The 17409-nt window shown below is 71.8% G+C and carries 17 protein-coding genes; 13 read left to right on the top strand and 4 right to left on the bottom strand.

What is annotated here, in order from left to right; genetic code table 11:
* Positions 1–3: 3 nt before the first annotated feature.
* The 3 genes from trpS to AC060K_RS09305 are packed head-to-tail and all read left to right on the top strand — an operon-like array spanning position 4 to position 2639.
* On the top strand, positions 4–1086 hold the full coding sequence (gene trpS, locus AC060K_RS09315) for a tryptophan--tRNA ligase (protein ID WP_483765155.1): 1083 nt from the start codon (positions 4–6) through the stop codon (positions 1084–1086).
* Positions 1083–1709 (top strand): 2'-5' RNA ligase family protein, encoded by a 627-nt coding sequence (locus AC060K_RS09310; protein WP_483765154.1) that lies wholly within the window; start codon positions 1083–1085, stop codon positions 1707–1709. Before trpS ends, AC060K_RS09310 begins: the two co-directional genes overlap by 4 nt.
* Before the next feature lie 15 nt (positions 1710–1724).
* Positions 1725–2639 carry a YihY/virulence factor BrkB family protein gene (locus AC060K_RS09305; RefSeq protein ID WP_483765153.1) on the top strand — a complete coding sequence of 305 codons (915 nt, stop codon included), beginning with the start codon at positions 1725–1727 and terminating at the stop codon, positions 2637–2639.
* On the opposite strand, the gene AC060K_RS09300 is transcribed toward AC060K_RS09305, so the two are convergent.
* From AC060K_RS09300 to sdhC, 4 genes are read right to left on the bottom strand one after another with little or no spacing between them, the layout of a single operon-like run.
* Positions 2623–3399, bottom strand: coding sequence for a succinate dehydrogenase iron-sulfur subunit (locus AC060K_RS09300; RefSeq protein WP_483765152.1), 777 nt, complete (start codon positions 3397–3399; stop codon positions 2623–2625). The genes AC060K_RS09305 and AC060K_RS09300 overlap by 17 nt on opposite strands.
* On the bottom strand, positions 3399–5231 hold the full coding sequence (sdhA, locus tag AC060K_RS09295; protein ID WP_483765151.1) for a succinate dehydrogenase flavoprotein subunit: 1833 nt from the start codon (positions 5229–5231) through the stop codon (positions 3399–3401). Before sdhA ends, AC060K_RS09300 begins: the two co-directional genes overlap by 1 nt.
* 48 nt (positions 5232–5279) lie before the next feature.
* Positions 5280–5747 carry a succinate dehydrogenase hydrophobic membrane anchor subunit gene (locus AC060K_RS09290; protein WP_483765150.1) on the bottom strand — a complete coding sequence of 156 codons (468 nt, stop codon included), beginning with the start codon at positions 5745–5747 and terminating at the stop codon, positions 5280–5282.
* Entirely contained in the window at positions 5747–6130 is a 384-nt protein-coding gene (sdhC, locus tag AC060K_RS09285) for a succinate dehydrogenase, cytochrome b556 subunit (protein WP_483765149.1), read from the bottom strand. Before sdhC ends, AC060K_RS09290 begins: the two co-directional genes overlap by 1 nt.
* A 166-nt stretch (positions 6131–6296) precedes the next feature.
* Here sdhC and AC060K_RS09280 point away from each other — a divergent pair, with 166 nt between their 5' ends.
* The 10 genes from AC060K_RS09280 (at position 6297) to AC060K_RS09235 (ending at position 17329) form a co-directional block, all read left to right on the top strand.
* Positions 6297–7436: a mannose-1-phosphate guanylyltransferase gene (locus tag AC060K_RS09280; protein WP_483765148.1), complete on the top strand. Its 1140-nt coding sequence runs from the start codon at positions 6297–6299 to the stop codon at positions 7434–7436.
* 247 nt (positions 7437–7683) lie between these two features.
* On the top strand, positions 7684–8877 hold the full coding sequence (locus AC060K_RS09275) for an amidohydrolase (protein WP_483765225.1): 1194 nt from the start codon (positions 7684–7686) through the stop codon (positions 8875–8877).
* A 170-nt stretch (positions 8878–9047) separates the two neighbouring features.
* On the top strand, positions 9048–10130 hold the full coding sequence (locus tag AC060K_RS09270) for a BMP family lipoprotein (protein ID WP_483765147.1): 1083 nt from the start codon (positions 9048–9050) through the stop codon (positions 10128–10130).
* Between the two features lie 129 nt (positions 10131–10259).
* On the top strand, positions 10260–11783 hold the full coding sequence (locus AC060K_RS09265; protein WP_483765146.1) for an ABC transporter ATP-binding protein: 1524 nt from the start codon (positions 10260–10262) through the stop codon (positions 11781–11783).
* Positions 11780–13039 carry an ABC transporter permease gene (locus tag AC060K_RS09260; RefSeq protein WP_483765145.1) on the top strand — a complete coding sequence of 420 codons (1260 nt, stop codon included), beginning with the start codon at positions 11780–11782 and terminating at the stop codon, positions 13037–13039. The genes AC060K_RS09265 and AC060K_RS09260 overlap by 4 nt, the downstream gene beginning before the upstream one ends.
* On the top strand, positions 13036–14328 hold the full coding sequence (locus AC060K_RS09255) for an ABC transporter permease (protein ID WP_483765144.1): 1293 nt from the start codon (positions 13036–13038) through the stop codon (positions 14326–14328). Before AC060K_RS09260 ends, AC060K_RS09255 begins: the two co-directional genes overlap by 4 nt.
* A complete protein-coding gene (locus AC060K_RS09250; RefSeq protein WP_483765143.1) occupies positions 14325–14732 on the top strand; it encodes a cytidine deaminase in 408 nt (135 codons plus the stop codon). Before AC060K_RS09255 ends, AC060K_RS09250 begins: the two co-directional genes overlap by 4 nt.
* A 4-nt stretch (positions 14733–14736) precedes the next feature.
* The gene (locus tag AC060K_RS09245; protein ID WP_483765142.1) at positions 14737–16035 is read left to right on the top strand and encodes a thymidine phosphorylase; all 1299 of its coding nucleotides are present in this window, start codon (positions 14737–14739) and stop codon (positions 16033–16035) included.
* A gap of 37 nt (positions 16036–16072) precedes the next feature.
* Positions 16073–16999, top strand: a complete 927-nt coding sequence (locus AC060K_RS09240) for a hypothetical protein (protein WP_483765141.1) — start codon at positions 16073–16075, stop codon at positions 16997–16999.
* Between the two features lie 81 nt (positions 17000–17080).
* Positions 17081–17329, top strand: coding sequence for a hypothetical protein (locus AC060K_RS09235; RefSeq protein ID WP_483765140.1), 249 nt, complete (start codon positions 17081–17083; stop codon positions 17327–17329).
* The last annotated feature ends 80 nt before the right edge of the window (positions 17330–17409 follow it).

Genomic DNA, 17409 nt, shown 5'->3' with positions numbered 1-17409 from the left:
GGCATGTCGTCTGAACCCTCGACCGCTCCTGCACCGACGGCGGTCGCAGAGCACCCCGTGAAGCAGCGCATCTTCTCGGGCATGCAGCCCACCGACGGCTCCTTGCACCTCGGCAACTACATCGGGGCGCTCTCGCAGTGGGTGGCTCTGCAGGACGCCTATGACGCGCTGTACTGCGTGGTCGACCTGCACGCGCTGACCGTGAACCCGGACCCGTCGCAGCTGCGCGAGCGCACGCGGCGCACCGCCGCCCAGTACCTGGCCGGCGGGATCGACCCGGAGCGGTCCATCCTGTTCGTGCAGTCCCACGTGGCGGAGCATGCGGAGCTGGCCTGGCTGCTGTCGTGCCAGACCGGCTTCGGCGAGGCCGGGCGCATGACGCAGTTCAAGGACAAGTCGGCCAAGCAGGGCGCCGAGGGCACCACTGTGGGCCTTTTCACGTATCCGGTCCTCATGGCTGCCGACATCCTCCTGTACGACGCCGCGCTGGTCCCCGTGGGCGAGGACCAGCGCCAGCACCTGGAGCTGACCCGCAACCTCGCCGAGCGTCTCAACGTGCGGTTCGGCGAGGGGACCGCGGTGGTGCCGGAGCCGCACATCGTGAAGGCCGTGGCCAAGATCTACGACCTGCAGGAGCCCACCGCCAAGATGAGCAAGTCCAACAGCGGCGGCAAGGGCGTCGTCTGGCTGCTGGACGACCCCAAGAAGGCTGCCAAGGCCATCAAGTCCGCGGTGACCGACGCGGACGAGACCTACGGCGTGCGGTACGACCCGGCGGCCAAGCCCGGCATCTCGAACCTCCTCACGATCTTCTCCGCGGTCACGGGCCGCGACGTGGACTCGATCGCCGCCGAGTACGACGGGCGGGGTTACGGCTACCTCAAGGTGGACCTCGCGGACGCCGTCGTCTCCTTCCTCGAGCCGTTCCAGAAGCGTGCCGACACGTACCTCGCCGACCCGGCCCAGCTCGACGCCGTCCTCGCGGACGGCGCGGAGCGCGCGCGAGAGATCGCGCGGCCGGTGATCGACCGGGTCTATGAACGGTTCGGGCTGCTGCCGGCAGGTGTCGCCAGGGGCCGGCGGTGAACATCCCGGACCGTGGGGCGGGCCAGGTCCGGATCGGGATCGCCGTCGAGATCCCCGAGCCGTACTCGTCCCAGCTCTCCGCGGCGCGCTTCGCCTGCGGCGACCCGCTCGCGGCGACGGTCCCCCCGCACATCACCCTGCTGCCGCCCACGGTCCTCGACGAGGCGGACCTGCCCGCGGCGTGGGCACACCTGGAAGAGGTCGCCGCGCAGGCGGCCCCGTTCCGGATGCGCCTGCGGGGGACGGCGACGTTCCGCCCGGTGTCGCCGGTGGTGTTCGTGGCGGTGGCTCAGGGCATCGCGGAGTGCGAGCGGCTCGAGACGGCGGTGCGCTCCGGCGTCCTCGCCCAGGAGCTGCGGTTCAACTACCACCCGCACGTGACCATCGCGCACGAGGTGCCCGACGACCAGCTCGACGACGCCTTCGACGCCATGGCCGGCTACGAGGCCGACTTCGACGTCACGGCGTTCTGGCAGTACGAGCACGGCGACGACGGCGTGTGGCGTCCGCAGCGCCGCTTCGACCTGCGCGGCCTGCCCGACGACGCCGTCGCGCACCCCGGGCGGCAGGGTGCCGGCCTCGTCGGGCGTGCCCTCGACGCCTGGAGCCGTCGCCGCGGCTGACCTAGGGTCGGGAGGGTGAACCGACTCGTCGATCGTGGCAAGGACCTGTGGGAACGCTGGCAGGCGTCGCGGCCGGGCCGGGCGATCACGCGGTACGACGACCGCAACGGGTCCCTGCTGTGCGGCGGCATGGCCTACGCGGCGCTCTTCTCGCTCTTCGCGGCGCTCGCCATCGGCTACACGATCCTCATGCGCGTCCTGGGCGGCAACCCGACCGTCCGCGACGCCGTGCTGGACGAGGTGGACCTGTGGGTCCCGGGCCTCGTCGACAGGGGCGGCGGCGGAGCCCTCGAGCCGCAGGACCTGATGGTGTCGACGGCTCTGAGCGTCACGTCCGTCGTGGCCGTCCTGGTGCTGCTCTTCTCGGCCACCGGCTTCATGGGGGCGCTGCGGACCGCGGTCCGGGCCATGTTCGACCTCGGCGACGACCAGCCCAACCCCGTGATCACGCGCCTCGTCCAGCTCGGAGGCTTCGTGCTGCTCGGGGTGGCGGTGCTCACCGCCGCGGGCCTCAGCGTCGCGATCTCGAGCCTGACCCCGCAGTTGCTGGAGGCCGTAGGGGTCACGGGCTCCGTGTCCACGGCGACGGTGCGCGTGCTGGGCCTGCTCGTGGGGCTGGCGCTCGACGCGCTCGTGGTGGTGGGTGTGCTCCACCTCGTGGCCGGGGTCCGGCCTCCGGCGCAGGACCTGCTCCTGGGCTCGCTGGCGGTCGCCGTGGTGGCCGGAGGGCTGCGCTACCTCGGGACGGCCGTGATCGTCGGCGGGGCGTCGCGCAACGCTCTGCTCGGGTCCTTCGCCGTCGTGGTGACCGTCCTGGTGCTGGTCAACTTCCTGGGGCGCGTGCTGCTGCTGGCGTGTGCCTGGATGGCAGAGGCCCGGCCGGAGGAGTCCGGCCGGGCCTCGGCCAGGACGATCAGAACGCGCGGGTGATCATCGCGCGCTTGACCTCCTGGATCGCCTTGGTGACCTCGATGCCGCGGGGGCACGCCTCGGTGCAGTTGAAGGTGGTGCGGCAGCGCCACACGCCCTCCTTGTCGTTGAGGATCTCCAGCCGCTGCTGGCCGCCCTCGTCACGGCTGTCGAAGATGAACCGGTGGGCGTTCACGATCGCCGCGGGGCCGAAGTACTGTCCGTCGGTCCAGAACACCGGGCAGGACGACGTGCACGCCGCGCACAGGATGCACTTGGTCGTGTCGTCGAAGCGCGCGCGGTCCTCGGGGGACTGGATGCGCTCCTTCGTGGGCTCGTTCCCGTTGGTGATGAGGAACGGCATGATCTCGCGGTAGGAGGCGAAGAACGGCTCCATGTCGACCACGAGGTCCTTGACGACCGGCAGGCCCTTGATCGGCTCGACGGTGATCGGCTTGTCGGGGTTGACGTCCTTGAGGAGCGTCTTGCACGCCAGGCGGTTGCGGCCGTTGATGCGCATCGCGTCCGAGCCGCACACGCCGTGCGCGCACGAGCGGCGGAACGTCAGCGAGCCGTCGTGCTCCCACTTGATCTTGTGGAGCGCGTCCAGGACGCGGTCCGTCCCGTGCGCCGTGACGGTGTACTCGTCCCAGAAGGACTCCTCACCGTGCTCCGACTCGGGGTTGTAGCGGCGCACGCGGAGCGTGACCTCGAAGGAGGGGATGGCTCCGGCCTTTGCGGTCTCCGGGGCCGCCGCCGTGCTCTCCAGGGTGGCAGTCATCAGTACTTACGCTCCATCGGCTCGTACCGGGTCTGGGTCACTGGCTTGGAGCCCAGGACGACCTTGTAGCCGTCGAACTCCTCGACGTGGTCGAAGTAGCCCTTGACGTGCCCTTCGGCCTGGTCCGCCGCCGCCGTGGGGCGACGGTAGGCCATCGTGTGCAGCATGTAGTTCGTGTCGTCACGGTCCGGGAAGTCCTCGCGGTAGTGGCCGCCGCGGGACTCCTTGCGGTTGATCGCCGCGACGACCGTCACCTCGGCGATGTCGAGCAGGAAGCCCAGCTCGATCGCCTCGAGGAGGTCCGTGTTGAACAGGCGGCCCTTGTCCTGGACCGACACGTTCTGATAGCGCTTGCGCAGGTCGCGGATGTCGGCCAGCGCCTGGTTGAGCGACTCGCCGGTGCGGAACACCTGCGCGTTGGCGTCCATGGTCTCCTGGAGCGCCTTGCGGACGTCCGCCACGCGGTCCCCGTCGGGACGGTTGCGCATCTCGTCGAGCTGCGCCACGACGGACACGGTGGGGTCCTCGGGCAGCTCGCGGAACGACGCCGTCTTCGCGTACGCGGCGGCCGACCGGCCGGCGCGCTTGCCGAAGACGTTGATGTCGAGCAGCGAGTTGGTGCCCAGCCGGTTGGAACCGTGCACCGACACGCATGCGACCTCGCCGGCCGCGTACAGGCCCTTGACGACGTCCTTGCCGTTGCGCAGGACCTCGCCCTGGACGTTGGTCGGGACGCCGCCCATGGCGTAGTGGGCGGTGGGGTAGACCGGCACGGGCTCCGTGTACGGCTCGATGCCCAGGTACGTCCGTGCGAACTCGGTGATGTCCGGGAGCTTGGCGTCGATGTGCGCCGGCTCGAGGTGCGTGAGGTCGAGCAGGACGTAGTCCTTGTTCGGTCCGGCGCCGCGGCCCTCGCGCACCTCGTTGGCCATGGAGCGGGCGACGATGTCGCGCGGCGCCAGGTCCTTGATGGTGGGGGCGTAGCGCTCCATGAAGCGCTCGCCGTCCGCGTTGCGGAGGATGCCGCCCTCGCCGCGCGCCGCCTCCGAGAGGAGGATGCCGAGGCCGGCGAGGCCCGTCGGGTGGAACTGGAAGAACTCCATGTCCTCGAGCGGCAGGCCGCGACGGTAGGCCAGGGCCATGCCGTCACCGGTGAGGGTGTGGGCGTTCGAGGTGGTCTTGAAGATCTTGCCCGCGCCGCCGGTGGCGAAGATGATCGCCTTGGCCTGGAACACGTGGATCTCGCCCGTGGCGAGGTCGTAGGCGACCACGCCGGTCGCGTTCACCTCCACGCCCTCGGGCACGTCCTCTGCCGCCAGGTCGTGGTCCGTGATGAGGTCCAGCACGTAGAACTCGTTGAAGAACTCCACCTCCTGCTTGACGCAGTTCTGGTACAGCGTCTGCAGGATCATGTGGCCGGTGCGGTCCGCGGCGTAGCAGGCGCGGCGCACGGCGGACTGGCCGTGGTCGCGCGTGTGGCCGCCGAACCGGCGCTGGTCGATCTTGCCCTCGGGCGTGCGGTTGAACGGCAGGCCCATCTTCTCCAGGTCGAGGACGGACTCGATGGCCTCCTTGGCGAGGATCTCGGCCGCGTCCTGGTCGACGAGGTAGTCACCGCCCTTGACGGTGTCGAAGGTGTGCCACTCCCAGTTGTCCTCCTCGACGTTCGCGAGGGCCGCAGCCATGCCGCCCTGGGCGGCACCGGTGTGGGACCGGGTGGGGTAGAGCTTGGAGATCACAGCGGTGCGGGCGTCCTTGGACGCCTCGAGGGCGGCGCGCATCCCGGCGCCGCCTGCGCCGACGATCACGACGTCGTACTGATGGGTCTGCATCGGGCTCGATGCCTCCTGCTAGTGAAGAGTGGGGCTGGGGAGTGGTGCTCAGCGCGCAGGGCAGAACGAGGCGATGAGGTGTTCCGGGGCGTTCGGCGGGCACGGGTCGAACGTGAAGATGACGAGCGTGCCGAGCACCACCACGATGACGAACGCGAGGTAGAGCAGGCTCTTGAGGACGCCGCGCGTGAGGTCCTTCTGCGCGTAGTCGTTGATGATGGTGCGGACGCCGTTGGTGCCGTGGATCATGGCGAGCCACAGCATCAGCAGGTCCCAGACCTGCCACATCGGGTTGGCCCACTTGCCGGCGACGAAGCCGAAGTCGATGGCGTGCACGCCCTCGCCCACCATGAGGTTGACGAAGAGGTGCCCGAAGATCAGCACGATGAGCACCACGCCGGACGCCCGCATGAAGACCCAGGAGTACAGCTCGTAGTTGCCGCGCGTCGTCCTGCGACGGACGTAGGGGGAGCGGGGCGAGTCGACCTTGGCCACCGCAGAGGTCCCGTAGGCCATCAGTGGCCACCTCCGAACACGTTCATGAGGTGACGCGGCAGGAAGCCCGCCATCGTCACGACGAAGAGGCCCAGGACGACCCAGAGCATGACCCGCTGGTACTTGGGCCCCTTGGCCCAGAAGTCCACGAGGATGACGCGCAGGCCGTTGAAGGCGTGGAACACGATGGCGGCCACGAGGCCGGCCTCGCCCAGCCCCATGATCGGGGTCTGGTACGTGCCGATGACGGCGTTGTACGCCTCGGGCGACACGCGCACCAGCGCGGTGTCGAGCACGTGCACGAGCAAGAAGAAGAAGATCAGCACGCCTGTCACGCGGTGCGCGACCCACGACCACATGCCTTCGCGGCCGCGGTAGAGCGTGCCTGCTGGTGCGGTAGGCACTGTGAAAGCCTCCAATGGCTTCGTTCGAGCGGGCGATCCCACTGTAATGACATCCGGTCCTGTCAATGGTCGCCGGAGGCCGTTCTCGGGCGATACCGCGTCGCTTCTGTGACCTAATCCACAGGGGAGATGTCGGAGCAAAAACGCTCGTCATTATGATGCCGCCATGACCATCGACGCCCGCGGGACCTCCGATGCGCCCATCGACGGCTTCTACGCCGTGATCCCGGCCGGCGGCGCCGGGACGCGGCTGTGGCCCGTCTCGCGGAACCGGTCGCCAAAGTTCCTGCACGACCTCACCGGCTCGGGCCGCACGCTGCTCCAGGCCACGGTGGACCGGCTCACCCCGCTCGCAGGCGCGGACGGCGTGGTGCTGGTGACCGGTGAGCACCACGTCGCCGCTGCGCGGACCCAGGTCCCTGGCCTGGCGGACGACGCGGTCCTGGCCGAGCCGTCGCCGCGTGACTCCATGGCGGCCATCGGGCTGGCGGCGGCCGTGCTGGAACGTCGCCACGGCGACGTGGTGATCGGCTCGTTCGCCGCGGACCAGGTGCTGTCGGGGCAGTCGGCGTTCGAGCAGGCGGTCCGTGAGGGGATCGCTGCCGCGCGGGCGGGTTACGTGGTCACGATCGGGATCGCGGCCTCGCGGCCGTCCACGGCCTTCGGCTATGTCCGCAGCGGGGCGCTCCTGGGAGTGGAGGGTGCGCCGACGGCGATGCACGCGCGGGGCTTCACCGAGAAGCCGGACGCCGAGACGGCGCGCCAGTACCTCGGGTCGGGCGAGTACCGCTGGAACGCCGGGATGTTCATCGTCCGCACCTCGGTGCTGCTCGGGCACCTGGCGGAGCAGCGCCCGGCGCTTCACGACGGGCTGCGGGAGATCGCCGCGGCCTGGGACACGGACCACCGGGCCAAGGTGGTGGCCGACGTCTGGCCCGGGCTGGAGCGCATCGCCATCGACCACGCGGTGGCCGAGCCCGTCGCCGCGGTCGGCGGGGTCGCCGTGGTCCCGGGGACGTTCGGCTGGGACGACGTGGGCGACTTCAACTCCCTCGCGGCCCTGCTGCCCTCGGCCGACGACGCCGGCTCGAAGGTGCTCGGCGACCCCTCGGACGTGATCCGGATCGACAGCGCCGGCTCCGTCGTGGTGCCCGCGGCCGGGCGGCTCGTCGCGGTGCTCGGGCTGGACGACGTGGTGGTCGTGGACACCCCGGACGCGCTCCTGGTGACGACCCGGGCCCGCGCCCAGCAGGTCAAGTCCGTCGTGGACGCCGTCCGGGCGCGAGGGCTCGACGAGCTGCTCTGAACCTGGTCGTGATCGCCCGCGATCAGGCGATCGTGCAGCAGATCCGGCCGGATCCGCTGCATGATCGCCTGATCGCGGCGCGGCGCTGCCCGCAACGCCCTGTCCACCGCCGCGTCCCACGATGCGGAACGTTGTGACGCGAGTCACCGCGGCCCGGAGTACCCTCGTCCGGGTGAACCCTGTGACCCTCGCGGAACTGGATCAGATCGTTTCGAGCGACCGGTCGGCACAGGCCGACGACAGCACCTTGGCAGCCATCGCGCGAGAGGCACGCGGCGCGCTGGCAGATCGCGTGCGCGCGCTGGCTCCTGGTCTCGAGGACGAGCTGATCGCCTTCCGCCGGGACGTGCACGCCCACCCCGAGGTCTCGCGGTCCGAGGTGCGGACCACCGCGGTGCTGGCCGACCGGCTGCGCGCGGCCGGGCTGGAGCCCCGCCTGCTCGACGGGACGGGACTCGTCTGCGACCTCGGTCCGGCAGGGCCCGGCAGGTTCGGCCTGCGCGCCGACCTCGACGCCCTGCCGCTGCAGGAGACGTCGGGGGTCGCGTGGGCGTCGACCACCCCGGGCGTGACCCACGCCTGCGGCCACGACGTGCACACGACCGTGGTCCTGGGCGCCGGCCTGGTGCTCGCCCGCCTCCACGAGGAGGGGCTGCTCACCCGCGGGGTCCGGCTGTTCTTCCAGCCCGCCGAGGAGGTGTTCCCCGGGGGTGCGCTCGACGTCCTCGCCTCGGGCGAGCTCGACGGCGTCGACCGCATCGCCGCCGTGCACTGCGAGCCCAAGCTCGACGTGGGCCAGGTCGGCACGCGGATCGGCCCCATCACGTCGGCGTCCGACTCCGTCTCCGTGACGGTGTCGTCGACCGGCGGGCACACGTCGCGCCCCCACCTGACGGGCGACGTCGTCTACGCGCTGGGCCAGGTCATCACCCAGGTCCCGGCGGTGCTCGGTCGTCGCCTCGACCCGCGCTCCGGCGTCAACCTCACCTGGGGCGCCGTCCGGGCGGGCAGCTCGCCCAACGCGATCCCGTCCACGGGCACCGTCAAGGGCACCCTCCGCTGCCTGGACGTGCGGGCGTGGGAGCAGGCGGGCCGCCTGCTGCGCGACGTCGTCGAGCAGGTGGTGCGGCCCTACGAGGTGGACGTCACGGTTCACCACACGCGCGGCGTGCCGCCGGTGGAGAACGACGCCGACGTGACGGGCGACCTCGAGGCCGCCGTGCGCGAGGCCGTGGACCCGGCCGCCGTCGTGCTGACCGAGCAGTCCATGGGTGGCGAGGACTTCGCCTGGTACCTCACCAAGATCCCCGGGACGATGGCGCGGCTCGGCACCCGGACGCCCGGCGGGGCCACGCACGACCTCCACCGGGGCGACCTCGTGGTGGACGAGCGGGCGATCGGCGTGGGCGTGCGGATGCTGGCCCAGCTCGCGGCCCGCTGAGGGTCTGTCCCTGACCTCTGCCCGAATTCGCCCACCTCCGTGGTGACGCTTCGGTAACGACTCGTCCCCGTTACCGTCCCGAAACGCGAGACGCCCGATGTGCTGGCTAGGCTCGGTGCGGTATGGGGCCCGTCCGTGGCCCTGCTGAACCTCATCGACAGGAGCATCAGGTGAAGAAGGCTGTTGCGCTCACCGCGCTGGCCGGTGCGGCCGCTCTCACGCTCGCCGCGTGCGGCGCCGCCCCCGAGGAGTCGACCGGTGGGGAGACGTCGGCTGCTGCCGACTACCTGCCCTGCATCGTCTCCGACGCCGGCGGTTTCGACGACAAGAGCTTCAACCAGCTCAGCTTCGAGGGCGTGGAGGCCGCTGCGGAGCAGCTCGGCACCGAGCTTCGTGACGTCGAGTCGGCCTCCGAGAGCGACTACAAGGGCAACCTCGAGTCCCTCGTGGGCGAGGGCTGCGACACGATCGTGACCGTCGGCTTCGCGCTGTCGGCCGCGACCGTCGAGTCGGCGACCGCGAACCCGGAGCTCGAGTACATCCTCATCGACGACGCCGCGGACAACGACTTCGACGGCACCAAGGACGCGGAGAACATCAAGCCGCTCCTGTACAACACGGCCGAGGCGGCGTTCCTCGCCGGCTACCTCGCCGCGGGCTACTCGGAGGCCGGCAAGGTCGGCACCTTCGGCGGTCAGAACTTCCCGACCGTGAGCATCTTCATGGACGGCTTCAAGCAGGGCGTCGACCACTACAACGCCGAGAAGGGCGCCGCGGTCGAGGTCATCGGCTGGGACGGCACCGACGGCTCCTTCACCGGCGGCTTCGAGGCCAACGAGACGGCCAAGACCACCGCCAAGAACATCATCGACCAGGGCGTCGACGTGATCCTGCCGGTCGGTGGCCCCATCTACCAGTCCGCGATCGCCGCGATCCAGGACTCGGGTCGCGAGATCGCCCTCGTGGGCGTCGACGCCGACTTCTACGAGACGGACCCGACCACCCAGGACATCGTCCTGACGTCGATCCTCAAGAAGATGGACGTCTCCACGACGGAGGCTGTCGTGGCCGCGGGCGAGGGCAACTTCGACCCCGAGGCGTACGTCGGCACGCTGGAGAACGGTGGCGTGGACATCGCGCCGCTGCACAACTTCGAGGACAAGGTCGACCCGGCGCTCGTCGACGAGGTGGCCGCTCTCAAGGAGGCCATCATCGCCGGCGAGGTCGAGGTCAAGTCCTACCTCGGCGAGTGACGTTCGTCGCCCGCTAGTGCACCACGGGTCCCGGGGGGACCAGCCTAGGCTTGTCCTGGGCCGGATCCCCCCGGGTCCTGCTTTGTTGACCGGGCTCTCCCACGAGGACGAGCAGGGAAGGACGAGAGAATGCGGCTCGAGCTGCGTGGCATCACCAAGCGCTTCGGTGCGCTCGTCGCCAACGACCACATCGACCTGGTGGTCGAGCCGGGAGAGATCCACTGTCTCCTGGGTGAGAACGGCGCCGGCAAGTCGACGCTGATGAACGTGCTGTACGGCCTGTACACCGCCGACGAGGGCCAGATCCTCCTGGACGACGAGGTCCAGAGCTTCTCCGGGCCCGGCGACGCGATGGCGGCCGGCATCGGCATGGTGCACCAGCACTTCATGCTGGTCCCCGTGTTCACCGTGGCGGAGAACGTCATGCTGGGACACGAGCAGACCAAGGGCGCGGGCGTGCTCGACCTCGAGGCCGCGCGGGCCCGGGTCCGCGAGATCTCCGCCCGCTTCGGCTTCCACGTGGACCCCGACGCCGTGGTCGAGGACCTCCCCGTGGGCGTGCAGCAGCGCGTCGAGATCATCAAGGCGCTGTCGCGCGACGCGGACGTGCTCGTGTTCGACGAGCCCACCGCCGTGCTCACCCCCCAGGAGACGGACGAGCTCATGGGGATCATGCGCCAGCTGCGCGACGACGGCGCGGCCATCGTCTTCATCACCCACAAGCTCCGCGAGGTCCGCGAGGTGGCCGACAAGATCACCGTGGTGCGCCTCGGCAAGATCGTCGGCGAGGCCAGCCCCACGGCCACCGACGCCGAGCTGGCGTCGCTCATGGTGGGCCGTGCCGTGTCGCTCACCGTGCAGAAGGACGCGCCGGTGGTCGCCGACACAGGCCTCACCGTCGAGAACCTCGTGGTCACGAGCGAGACGGGCGCTGTCCTGGTGGACGACGTCTCCTTCGACGTGCGCGGCGGCGAGATCCTCGTCGTGGCGGGTGTACAGGGCAACGGCCAGACGGAGCTCACCGAGGCCCTCATCGGCCTCCAGCAGAACGTCACCGGCAGCATCCGGCTCGACGGCGCCGAGCTGGCCGGGCGCTCCGTGCGCTCCGTCCTCGACGCCGGCGTCGGGTTCGTCCCCGAGGACCGCACCCACGACGGGCTCGTCGGCGAGTTCACCATCGCCGAGAACCTCATGCTCGACCGGGCCGACGGCCCGCCGTTCGTGCGCAACGGAGCCCTGCAGCTCGCGGAGCGCGACCGGTTCGCGCGCGAGAAGGTCGCCGAGTTCGACGTGCGCACCCAGGGGATCGACACCGCCGTAGGCCGCCTCTCGGGCGGCAACCAGCAGAAGGTGGTCCTCGCCCGCGAGCTGTCCCGCGACCTGCGCCTGTTCGTGGCGGCCCAGCCCACCCGCGGCGTCGACGTCGGGTCCATCGAGTTCATCCACAAGCGCATCGTCGCCACGCGCGACGCCGGGGTACCCGTGGTCGTCGTGTCCACCGAGCTCGACGAGGCCGTCGCGCTCGCCGACCGGATCATGGTCATGTACCGGGGCCGGGTCGTGGGGATCGTCCCCGGCACCACGCCGCGCGACGTCCTCGGCATGATGATGGCGGGCATCGTGCCCCAGGACGCAGAAGGGGGCGCCGCATGACCGCGGGTCCGGACACCGAGCACGAGCCGACCCAGGACCGCTGGGCCACCGCGCTCCAGGAGATCGCCTCGGCGCGCTGGACGGTGGCTGTCGGCGCCGTCGTCCTCGCCGTCCTGGTGGGCTCCGTGATGATCGCGTTCACCGACGAGGGCGTCCAGGAGGCCTCCGTCTACTTCTTCAGCCGTCCGAGCGACACGTTCGCCGCGCTGGGCGACGCCATCGGCGGTGCCTACTCGGCGCTGTTCCGCGGCGCCGTCTACAACTCGCGCGCGGAGTCGTTCGTCCAGGCGATCCGGCCGCTGACCGAGACGCTGAACTATGCGACGCCGCTGATCGCCGCGGGCCTCGGCGTCGCCGTCGCGTTCCGGGCCGGCCTGTTCAACATCGGCGGGCAGGGGCAGATGCTGCTGGCCGCGGCAGCCGCGGGCTGGATCGGCTTCGGTGTGAAGGGCCTGCCGTTCCCGCTGCACCTGCTGCTGGCGCTCGTCGCCGGCATCGCCGCGGGCGCCCTCTGGGCCGGTATCGCCGGCCTCCTCAAGGCGCGCACCGGCGCCCACGAAGTGATCGTCACGATCATGCTCAACTACGTGGGCTTCTACCTCGTCTTCTACCTGCTGTCGACGCCCGGCCTGCTGCAGGCCCCCGGCTCGGCCAACCCGAAGACGCCGCCGACGGCGGAGTCGGCGCAGCTGCCGGGCCTCCTGGGGGAGCGGTTCAACCTGCACTGGGGCTTCGTCCTCGCGCTGCTCGCCGTCGTGGGCGTGTGGTGGCTGCTCAACCGGTCCAGCATGGGCTTCGAGTTCCGGGCGGTGGGCGAGAACCCGCGGGCGGCCCGCGTCGCCGGCATCGACGTGCCGCGTGCGACCACCACAGCCATGCTGCTCGCGGGCGGGCTCGTCGGCCTGGCCGGTGCGAGCCAGGTGCTCGGCTCGGTGACCACGGGCTTCAGCTCCGACATCGACGCCGGCATCGGCTTCGACGCCATCACCGTGGCGCTCCTGGGCGGCTCCGGCCCCTGGGGTGTCCTCGCGGCCGGCATCCTGTTCGGCGCGTTCAAGGCCGGCGGTTCCACCATGCAGGTCTCGGAGGGCGTCCCGGACGAGATCGTGCTCGTCGTCCAGTCGCTCATCGTGCTGTTCATCGCCGCCCCGCCCCTCGTCCGTGCCATCTTCCGGCTCCCCGTCCCGGGCGCGCGGAAGCGCCCGGGTGCGGCAGACCGTCGTCGGGCAGCGAAGAAGAAGGAGGTGACGGCGTGACCGCCGCGACCGTGGAGGCGCCGCAGGCGCCCGAGACCGAGGCGCGCCAGGTCGCCCAGGTCTCCTGGAAGACCGCCGTGACGCTCGGCGTCGTGACGGTGCTGTTCGCCGTGCTGCTGCTCCTCGCGCCGCACGCGGGGGACGCTCGGTTCGCGCTGTCGACGTCGGGCGACTTCTTCACCATCCCCGTGATCGTGGTGCCCGCCGCGGCCACCGCCTGGGTGTGCTTCGTGGTGGCCGCGCTCGCGTCGGCCGGGTCTGCGCTCCTCACCGCCCGCGGCCGCCGCACGCCGGCCTGGCTCCCGGGAGCGGCCGCGTTCGCGATCCTGCTCGGCTTCCTCGCCTGGGCCGCCGCGGGCAGCCCGCGCGACCTGTCGATCGTGGGCCTGCTCAGCGGTGCCGTGCTCCTCTCCGTGCCGCTCGTCTACGGCGCCCTCGGCGGCGTGCTGAGCGAGCGCGTCGGCATCGTCAACATCGCCATCGAGGGCCAGCTGCTCGCGGGGGCGTTCACCGCCGCGATCGTGGGCTCGCTGACCGACTCGCCCTACGCGGGCGCGCTCGCCGCGGTGCTGGCCGGAATGCTCGTCTCGCTGGTGCTCGGCCTGTTCACCATCACGTACCACGTCAACCAGGTCATCGTCGGCGTGGTGCTCAACGTGCTGGTCATCGGCCTCACGAGCTTCCTGTACTCGCAGGTGCTCCAGCCGGCCACCGAGACGCTCAATGCGACCACGCGCTTCCCGCGGGTCGGCATCCCGCTGCTGGAGCGCATCCCCGTGATCGGCCCGGTGCTGTTCGACCAGACGATCATCGTGTACCTCATGTTCCTGGCCGTCGGCCTCGTGTGGTTCGCGCTGTTCCGCACACGCTGGGGTCTGCGCGTCCGTGCCGTGGGGGAGCACCCCCTCGCCGCCGACACCGTGGGCATCGACGTGGTCCGCACGCGCTACAACGCGCTGCTCTGGGCCGGTGCCGTCGCGGGCCTGGGCGGCTCCTTCTACACGGTGGTGTCGCTCAGCCAGTTCAACCGCGAGATGACGGCGGGCGCGGGCTTCATCGCGCTCGCGGCGGTCATCTTCGGCAAGTGGCACCCGGTGCGTGCCGCCCTGGCCGGCCTGCTCTTCGGCTTCGCGTCGAACCTGCAGAGCGTGCTGTCCGTCGTGGGCTCGCCCGTGCCGAGCCAGTTCATGCTCATGGTGCCGTACGTCGTCACCATCCTCGCCGTCGCGGGGCTCGTGGGCCGGTCCCGCCCGCCGGCCGCCGAGGGCATCCCCTACGTGAAGGGATGACCGTGACCATCGACTGGGAGTCTCTGCGGGAGGCCGCCCGGGACGTCATGCTGCGTGCCTACGCCCCCTACTCCGGTTTCCCCGTGGGGGCCGCGGCCTACGCGGACGACGGGCGGCTCCTGGTGGGCTGCAACGTCGAGAACGCCGCCTACGGCGTGACGCTGTGTGCCGAGTGCTCGCTCGTCTCCGCCCTGATCACGGGCGGGGGCGGCCGGCTCGTCGCCTTCGCCTGCGTGAACCGCGACGGCACGGCGATCATGCCGTGCGGCCGCTGCCGCCAGCTGCTCTGGGAGCACGGCGGCCCCGAGCTGCTCGTGGACACGCCGCGCGGCGTCCTGCCGATGTCCGAGGTGCTGCCGCAGGCGTTCGGACCGGAGGACCTCGCGGTCCGTGAGGGAGAGTAAGGCTATGGGTACCGAGCAGTTCGACGCCGTCGACGTCATCCGCACCAAGCGCGACGGGGGCGTCCTCGCCCCGGAGCAGATCGACTGGGTGGTGGACGCCTACACCCGGGGCGTGGTGGCCGAGGAGCAGATGAGCGCCCTCGCGATGGCGATCCTCCTCAACGGGATGACGCGTGCCGAGGTGGCCGGCTGGACGGCCGCGATGATCGCGACCGGCGAGCGGATGTCGTTCGCCGGGCTCTCGCGCCCCACGGCCGACAAGCACTCCACCGGCGGCGTGGGCGACAAGATCACGCTGCCGCTCGCGCCGCTCGTCGCGGCGTTCGACGTGGCGGTGCCGCAGCTCTCCGGCCGCGGGCTCGGCCACACGGGTGGCACGCTCGACAAGCTCGAGTCCATCCCGGGCTGGCGGGCGGCGCTGTCGAACGACGAGCTCATGGCGCAGCTCGACTCCGTGGGCGCGGTCATCTGCGCCGCGGGCTCGGGCCTCGCCCCCGCCGACCGCAAGCTGTACGCCCTGCGCGACGTGACCGGGACTGTCGAGGCGATCCCGCTCATCGCGTCGTCGATCATGTCGAAGAAGATCGCCGAGGGCACGGGCGCGCTCGTGCTCGACGTCAAGGTGGGCTCCGGCGCCTTCATGAAGACCGTGGAGGACGCGCGCGAGCTCGCCCGCACCATGGTCGACCTCGGCACGGACGCCGGCGTGCGCACCGTCGCCCTGCTCACCGACATGTCGGTGCCGCTGGGCCTCACCGCGGGGAACGCCCTCGAGGTGCGCGAGTCGGTCGAGGTGCTCGCCGGGGGAGGCCCGGCCGACGTGGTCGAGCTGACCGTCGCCCTCGCCGTCGAGATGCTCGCGGCCGCCGGCCGGCCCGCGGGGGCCGACGACGTCCGCGCCGCCCTCTCCGACGGGCGCGCCATGGACGCGTGGCGGGCCATGATCGCGGCCCAGGGTGGCGACGTCGACGCTCCGCTCCCCGTCGCGAAGGAGACCGAGACGGTCGTGGCGCCGTCGTCGGGCGTGCTCGCCACCCTCGACGCCTACGGGGTCGGCGTGGCGGCCTGGCGTCTCGGCGCGGGCCGCGCCCGCAAGGAGGACCCGGTGCAGGCGGGGGCCGGCGTGGAGTGGCACGCCCGCCCGGGTGACGCCGTCGTGGCCGGGCAGCCGCTGCTGACCCTGCACACCGACACCCCCGAGCGCTTCGGCCGCGCCCTCGAGGCGCTCGACGGTGCGTGGTCGGTGGTTCCGGAGGGCACCGCCGTCGAGACCTCGCCGCTGATCCTGGACCGGATCGCCTGACCGGGCGCACTCCCTCGGCGACGGATATGGTCTCGCCGTGAAGTCCAGCCTGCGCCTTTCGTCCGTCCTGCGCGCCCTCGGCGCCTTCTCGGGCGCGCTGCCCGCGATCCCGCCCGTGGCGGCCCTCGCGGAGGGCCTCGCGGGCGTCGTCGGCCGTGCGCTGCCCGACGACGTCGCTCCCCTCCACGACGGCGTGCCGCCCGCGCGGCGCAAGGCCGTCCTGGACCCGCTCGCGCGGGAGCGGGGGGCCGGCGTGGTCGGGAAGCCGCGCCGCCTGACCCTGCCCTCGTTCGAGGGGACCAGCGTCCCCGCGCGGCAGGTCGACGGGACCACGTGCGGTTCCGCCGTGCTCTCGATGCTGGCGCTCGCGGGCGACCCGCGGCTGGCCGCGCGCCTCGCCGCCGGGGACGTGGAGGAGGGCTGGGCCGCGCTCCAGCGGGCGACCAGGAGGGCCACCAACCGGCGAGGGCTTCTCGTGACCAGCTGGCCCGAGAGGTTCGGCACGCCGCCCTGGGGCGCCGCGGCCACGGCCCGGTTCGGCGACGTCCGGTACACGCACCGCGTGGTCGGGCGGCCGGAGCCGGGGCCTGCACCGCGTCCGGTCCGGGACGAGCCGGCGCGCCGGGGCCGCCGTCGGCCGTCGAGCCGGGAGGTCCTCGCGACGGCGGTGGACTCGGCCCGGGCGGGCGTGCCCGTCCCGCTGTTCACCGGCGGCGACGTCGGACGCGGCCTCGACACGGCGATCCCGCGCCACGTGGTGCTGCTGACGTGGGCCGACGGCGCGGGCGAGGAGGGCGACGCGGTGGTCTACGAGCCGGGGAGCGCCGCGCTGCACACCGTGCCCGTCCGGGCGCTGCTCGACCCGCCCGAGGCGGGCGAGGTCCGGGACGCGCTGACCGCCGCGCTGGGCGGCTGGCCGCACGTGGCGTGGGCGCTGCTGCCGACTGCGCCGACGGGGCGCTGAGCCGGGGCGGCCGGCGGGTGGCGAACCCGCGGGGGGCGGGACACGATGGGGACGCACCCCACCGACCTGCGAGGAGGCACCATGAGCACGGTCCCCGGACACGACGCCTGGCGCGACGCGGGCCTGGACGCTCCCGAGGAGACGCCCGGCGCGCTGGACGAGACCCTCGGCGAGACGGTCGAGGAGCCCGACGAGCACGAGGCCGACGAGTACAAGCCGCCCGTCCCGCGCCCGGACCGCACGGGCGCGGCCGACGAGGCGGACGTCGTCGAGCAGGCGCTGGAGGTCCCCGACGACGACGAGGGGCGCTCCGACCCGGAACAGGCCTGACCGTCGGTGTGACGCCGGTCGCCCGAGCCCCGAGCCGGGGGCGCGGGCGACCGGCGCCGGGTAGGTTGGTCGCATGACCA

It is taken from the genome of Antribacter sp. NEAU-D49 (assembly GCF_057158775.1).
Note: the sequence above shows the minus strand (reverse complement) of the source record. Positions and strands in the feature narration are given on the sequence as shown.

Bases quoted from the DNA above. Each gene is read 5' to 3' on its own strand.
- AC060K_RS09235 (WP_483765140.1), top strand. From the start codon at position 17,081: ATGAGCACGGTCCCCGGACACGACGCCTGGCGCGACGCGGGCCTGGAC.
- sdhA (WP_483765151.1), bottom strand. From the start codon at position 5,231: ATGCAGACCCATCAGTACGACGTCGTGATCGTCGGCGCAGGCGGCGCC.
- AC060K_RS09265 (WP_483765146.1), top strand. From the start codon at position 10,260: ATGCGGCTCGAGCTGCGTGGCATCACCAAGCGCTTCGGTGCGCTCGTC.
- AC060K_RS09260 (WP_483765145.1), top strand. From the start codon at position 11,780: ATGACCGCGGGTCCGGACACCGAGCACGAGCCGACCCAGGACCGCTGG.
- AC060K_RS09290 (WP_483765150.1), bottom strand. From the start codon at position 5,747: ATGGCCTACGGGACCTCTGCGGTGGCCAAGGTCGACTCGCCCCGCTCC.
- AC060K_RS09300 (WP_483765152.1), bottom strand. From the start codon at position 3,399: ATGACTGCCACCCTGGAGAGCACGGCGGCGGCCCCGGAGACCGCAAAG.
- trpS (WP_483765155.1), top strand. From the start codon at position 4: ATGTCGTCTGAACCCTCGACCGCTCCTGCACCGACGGCGGTCGCAGAG.
- AC060K_RS09250 (WP_483765143.1), top strand. From the start codon at position 14,325: ATGACCGTGACCATCGACTGGGAGTCTCTGCGGGAGGCCGCCCGGGAC.
- AC060K_RS09280 (WP_483765148.1), top strand. From the start codon at position 6,297: ATGACCATCGACGCCCGCGGGACCTCCGATGCGCCCATCGACGGCTTC.
- AC060K_RS09245 (WP_483765142.1), top strand. From the start codon at position 14,737: ATGGGTACCGAGCAGTTCGACGCCGTCGACGTCATCCGCACCAAGCGC.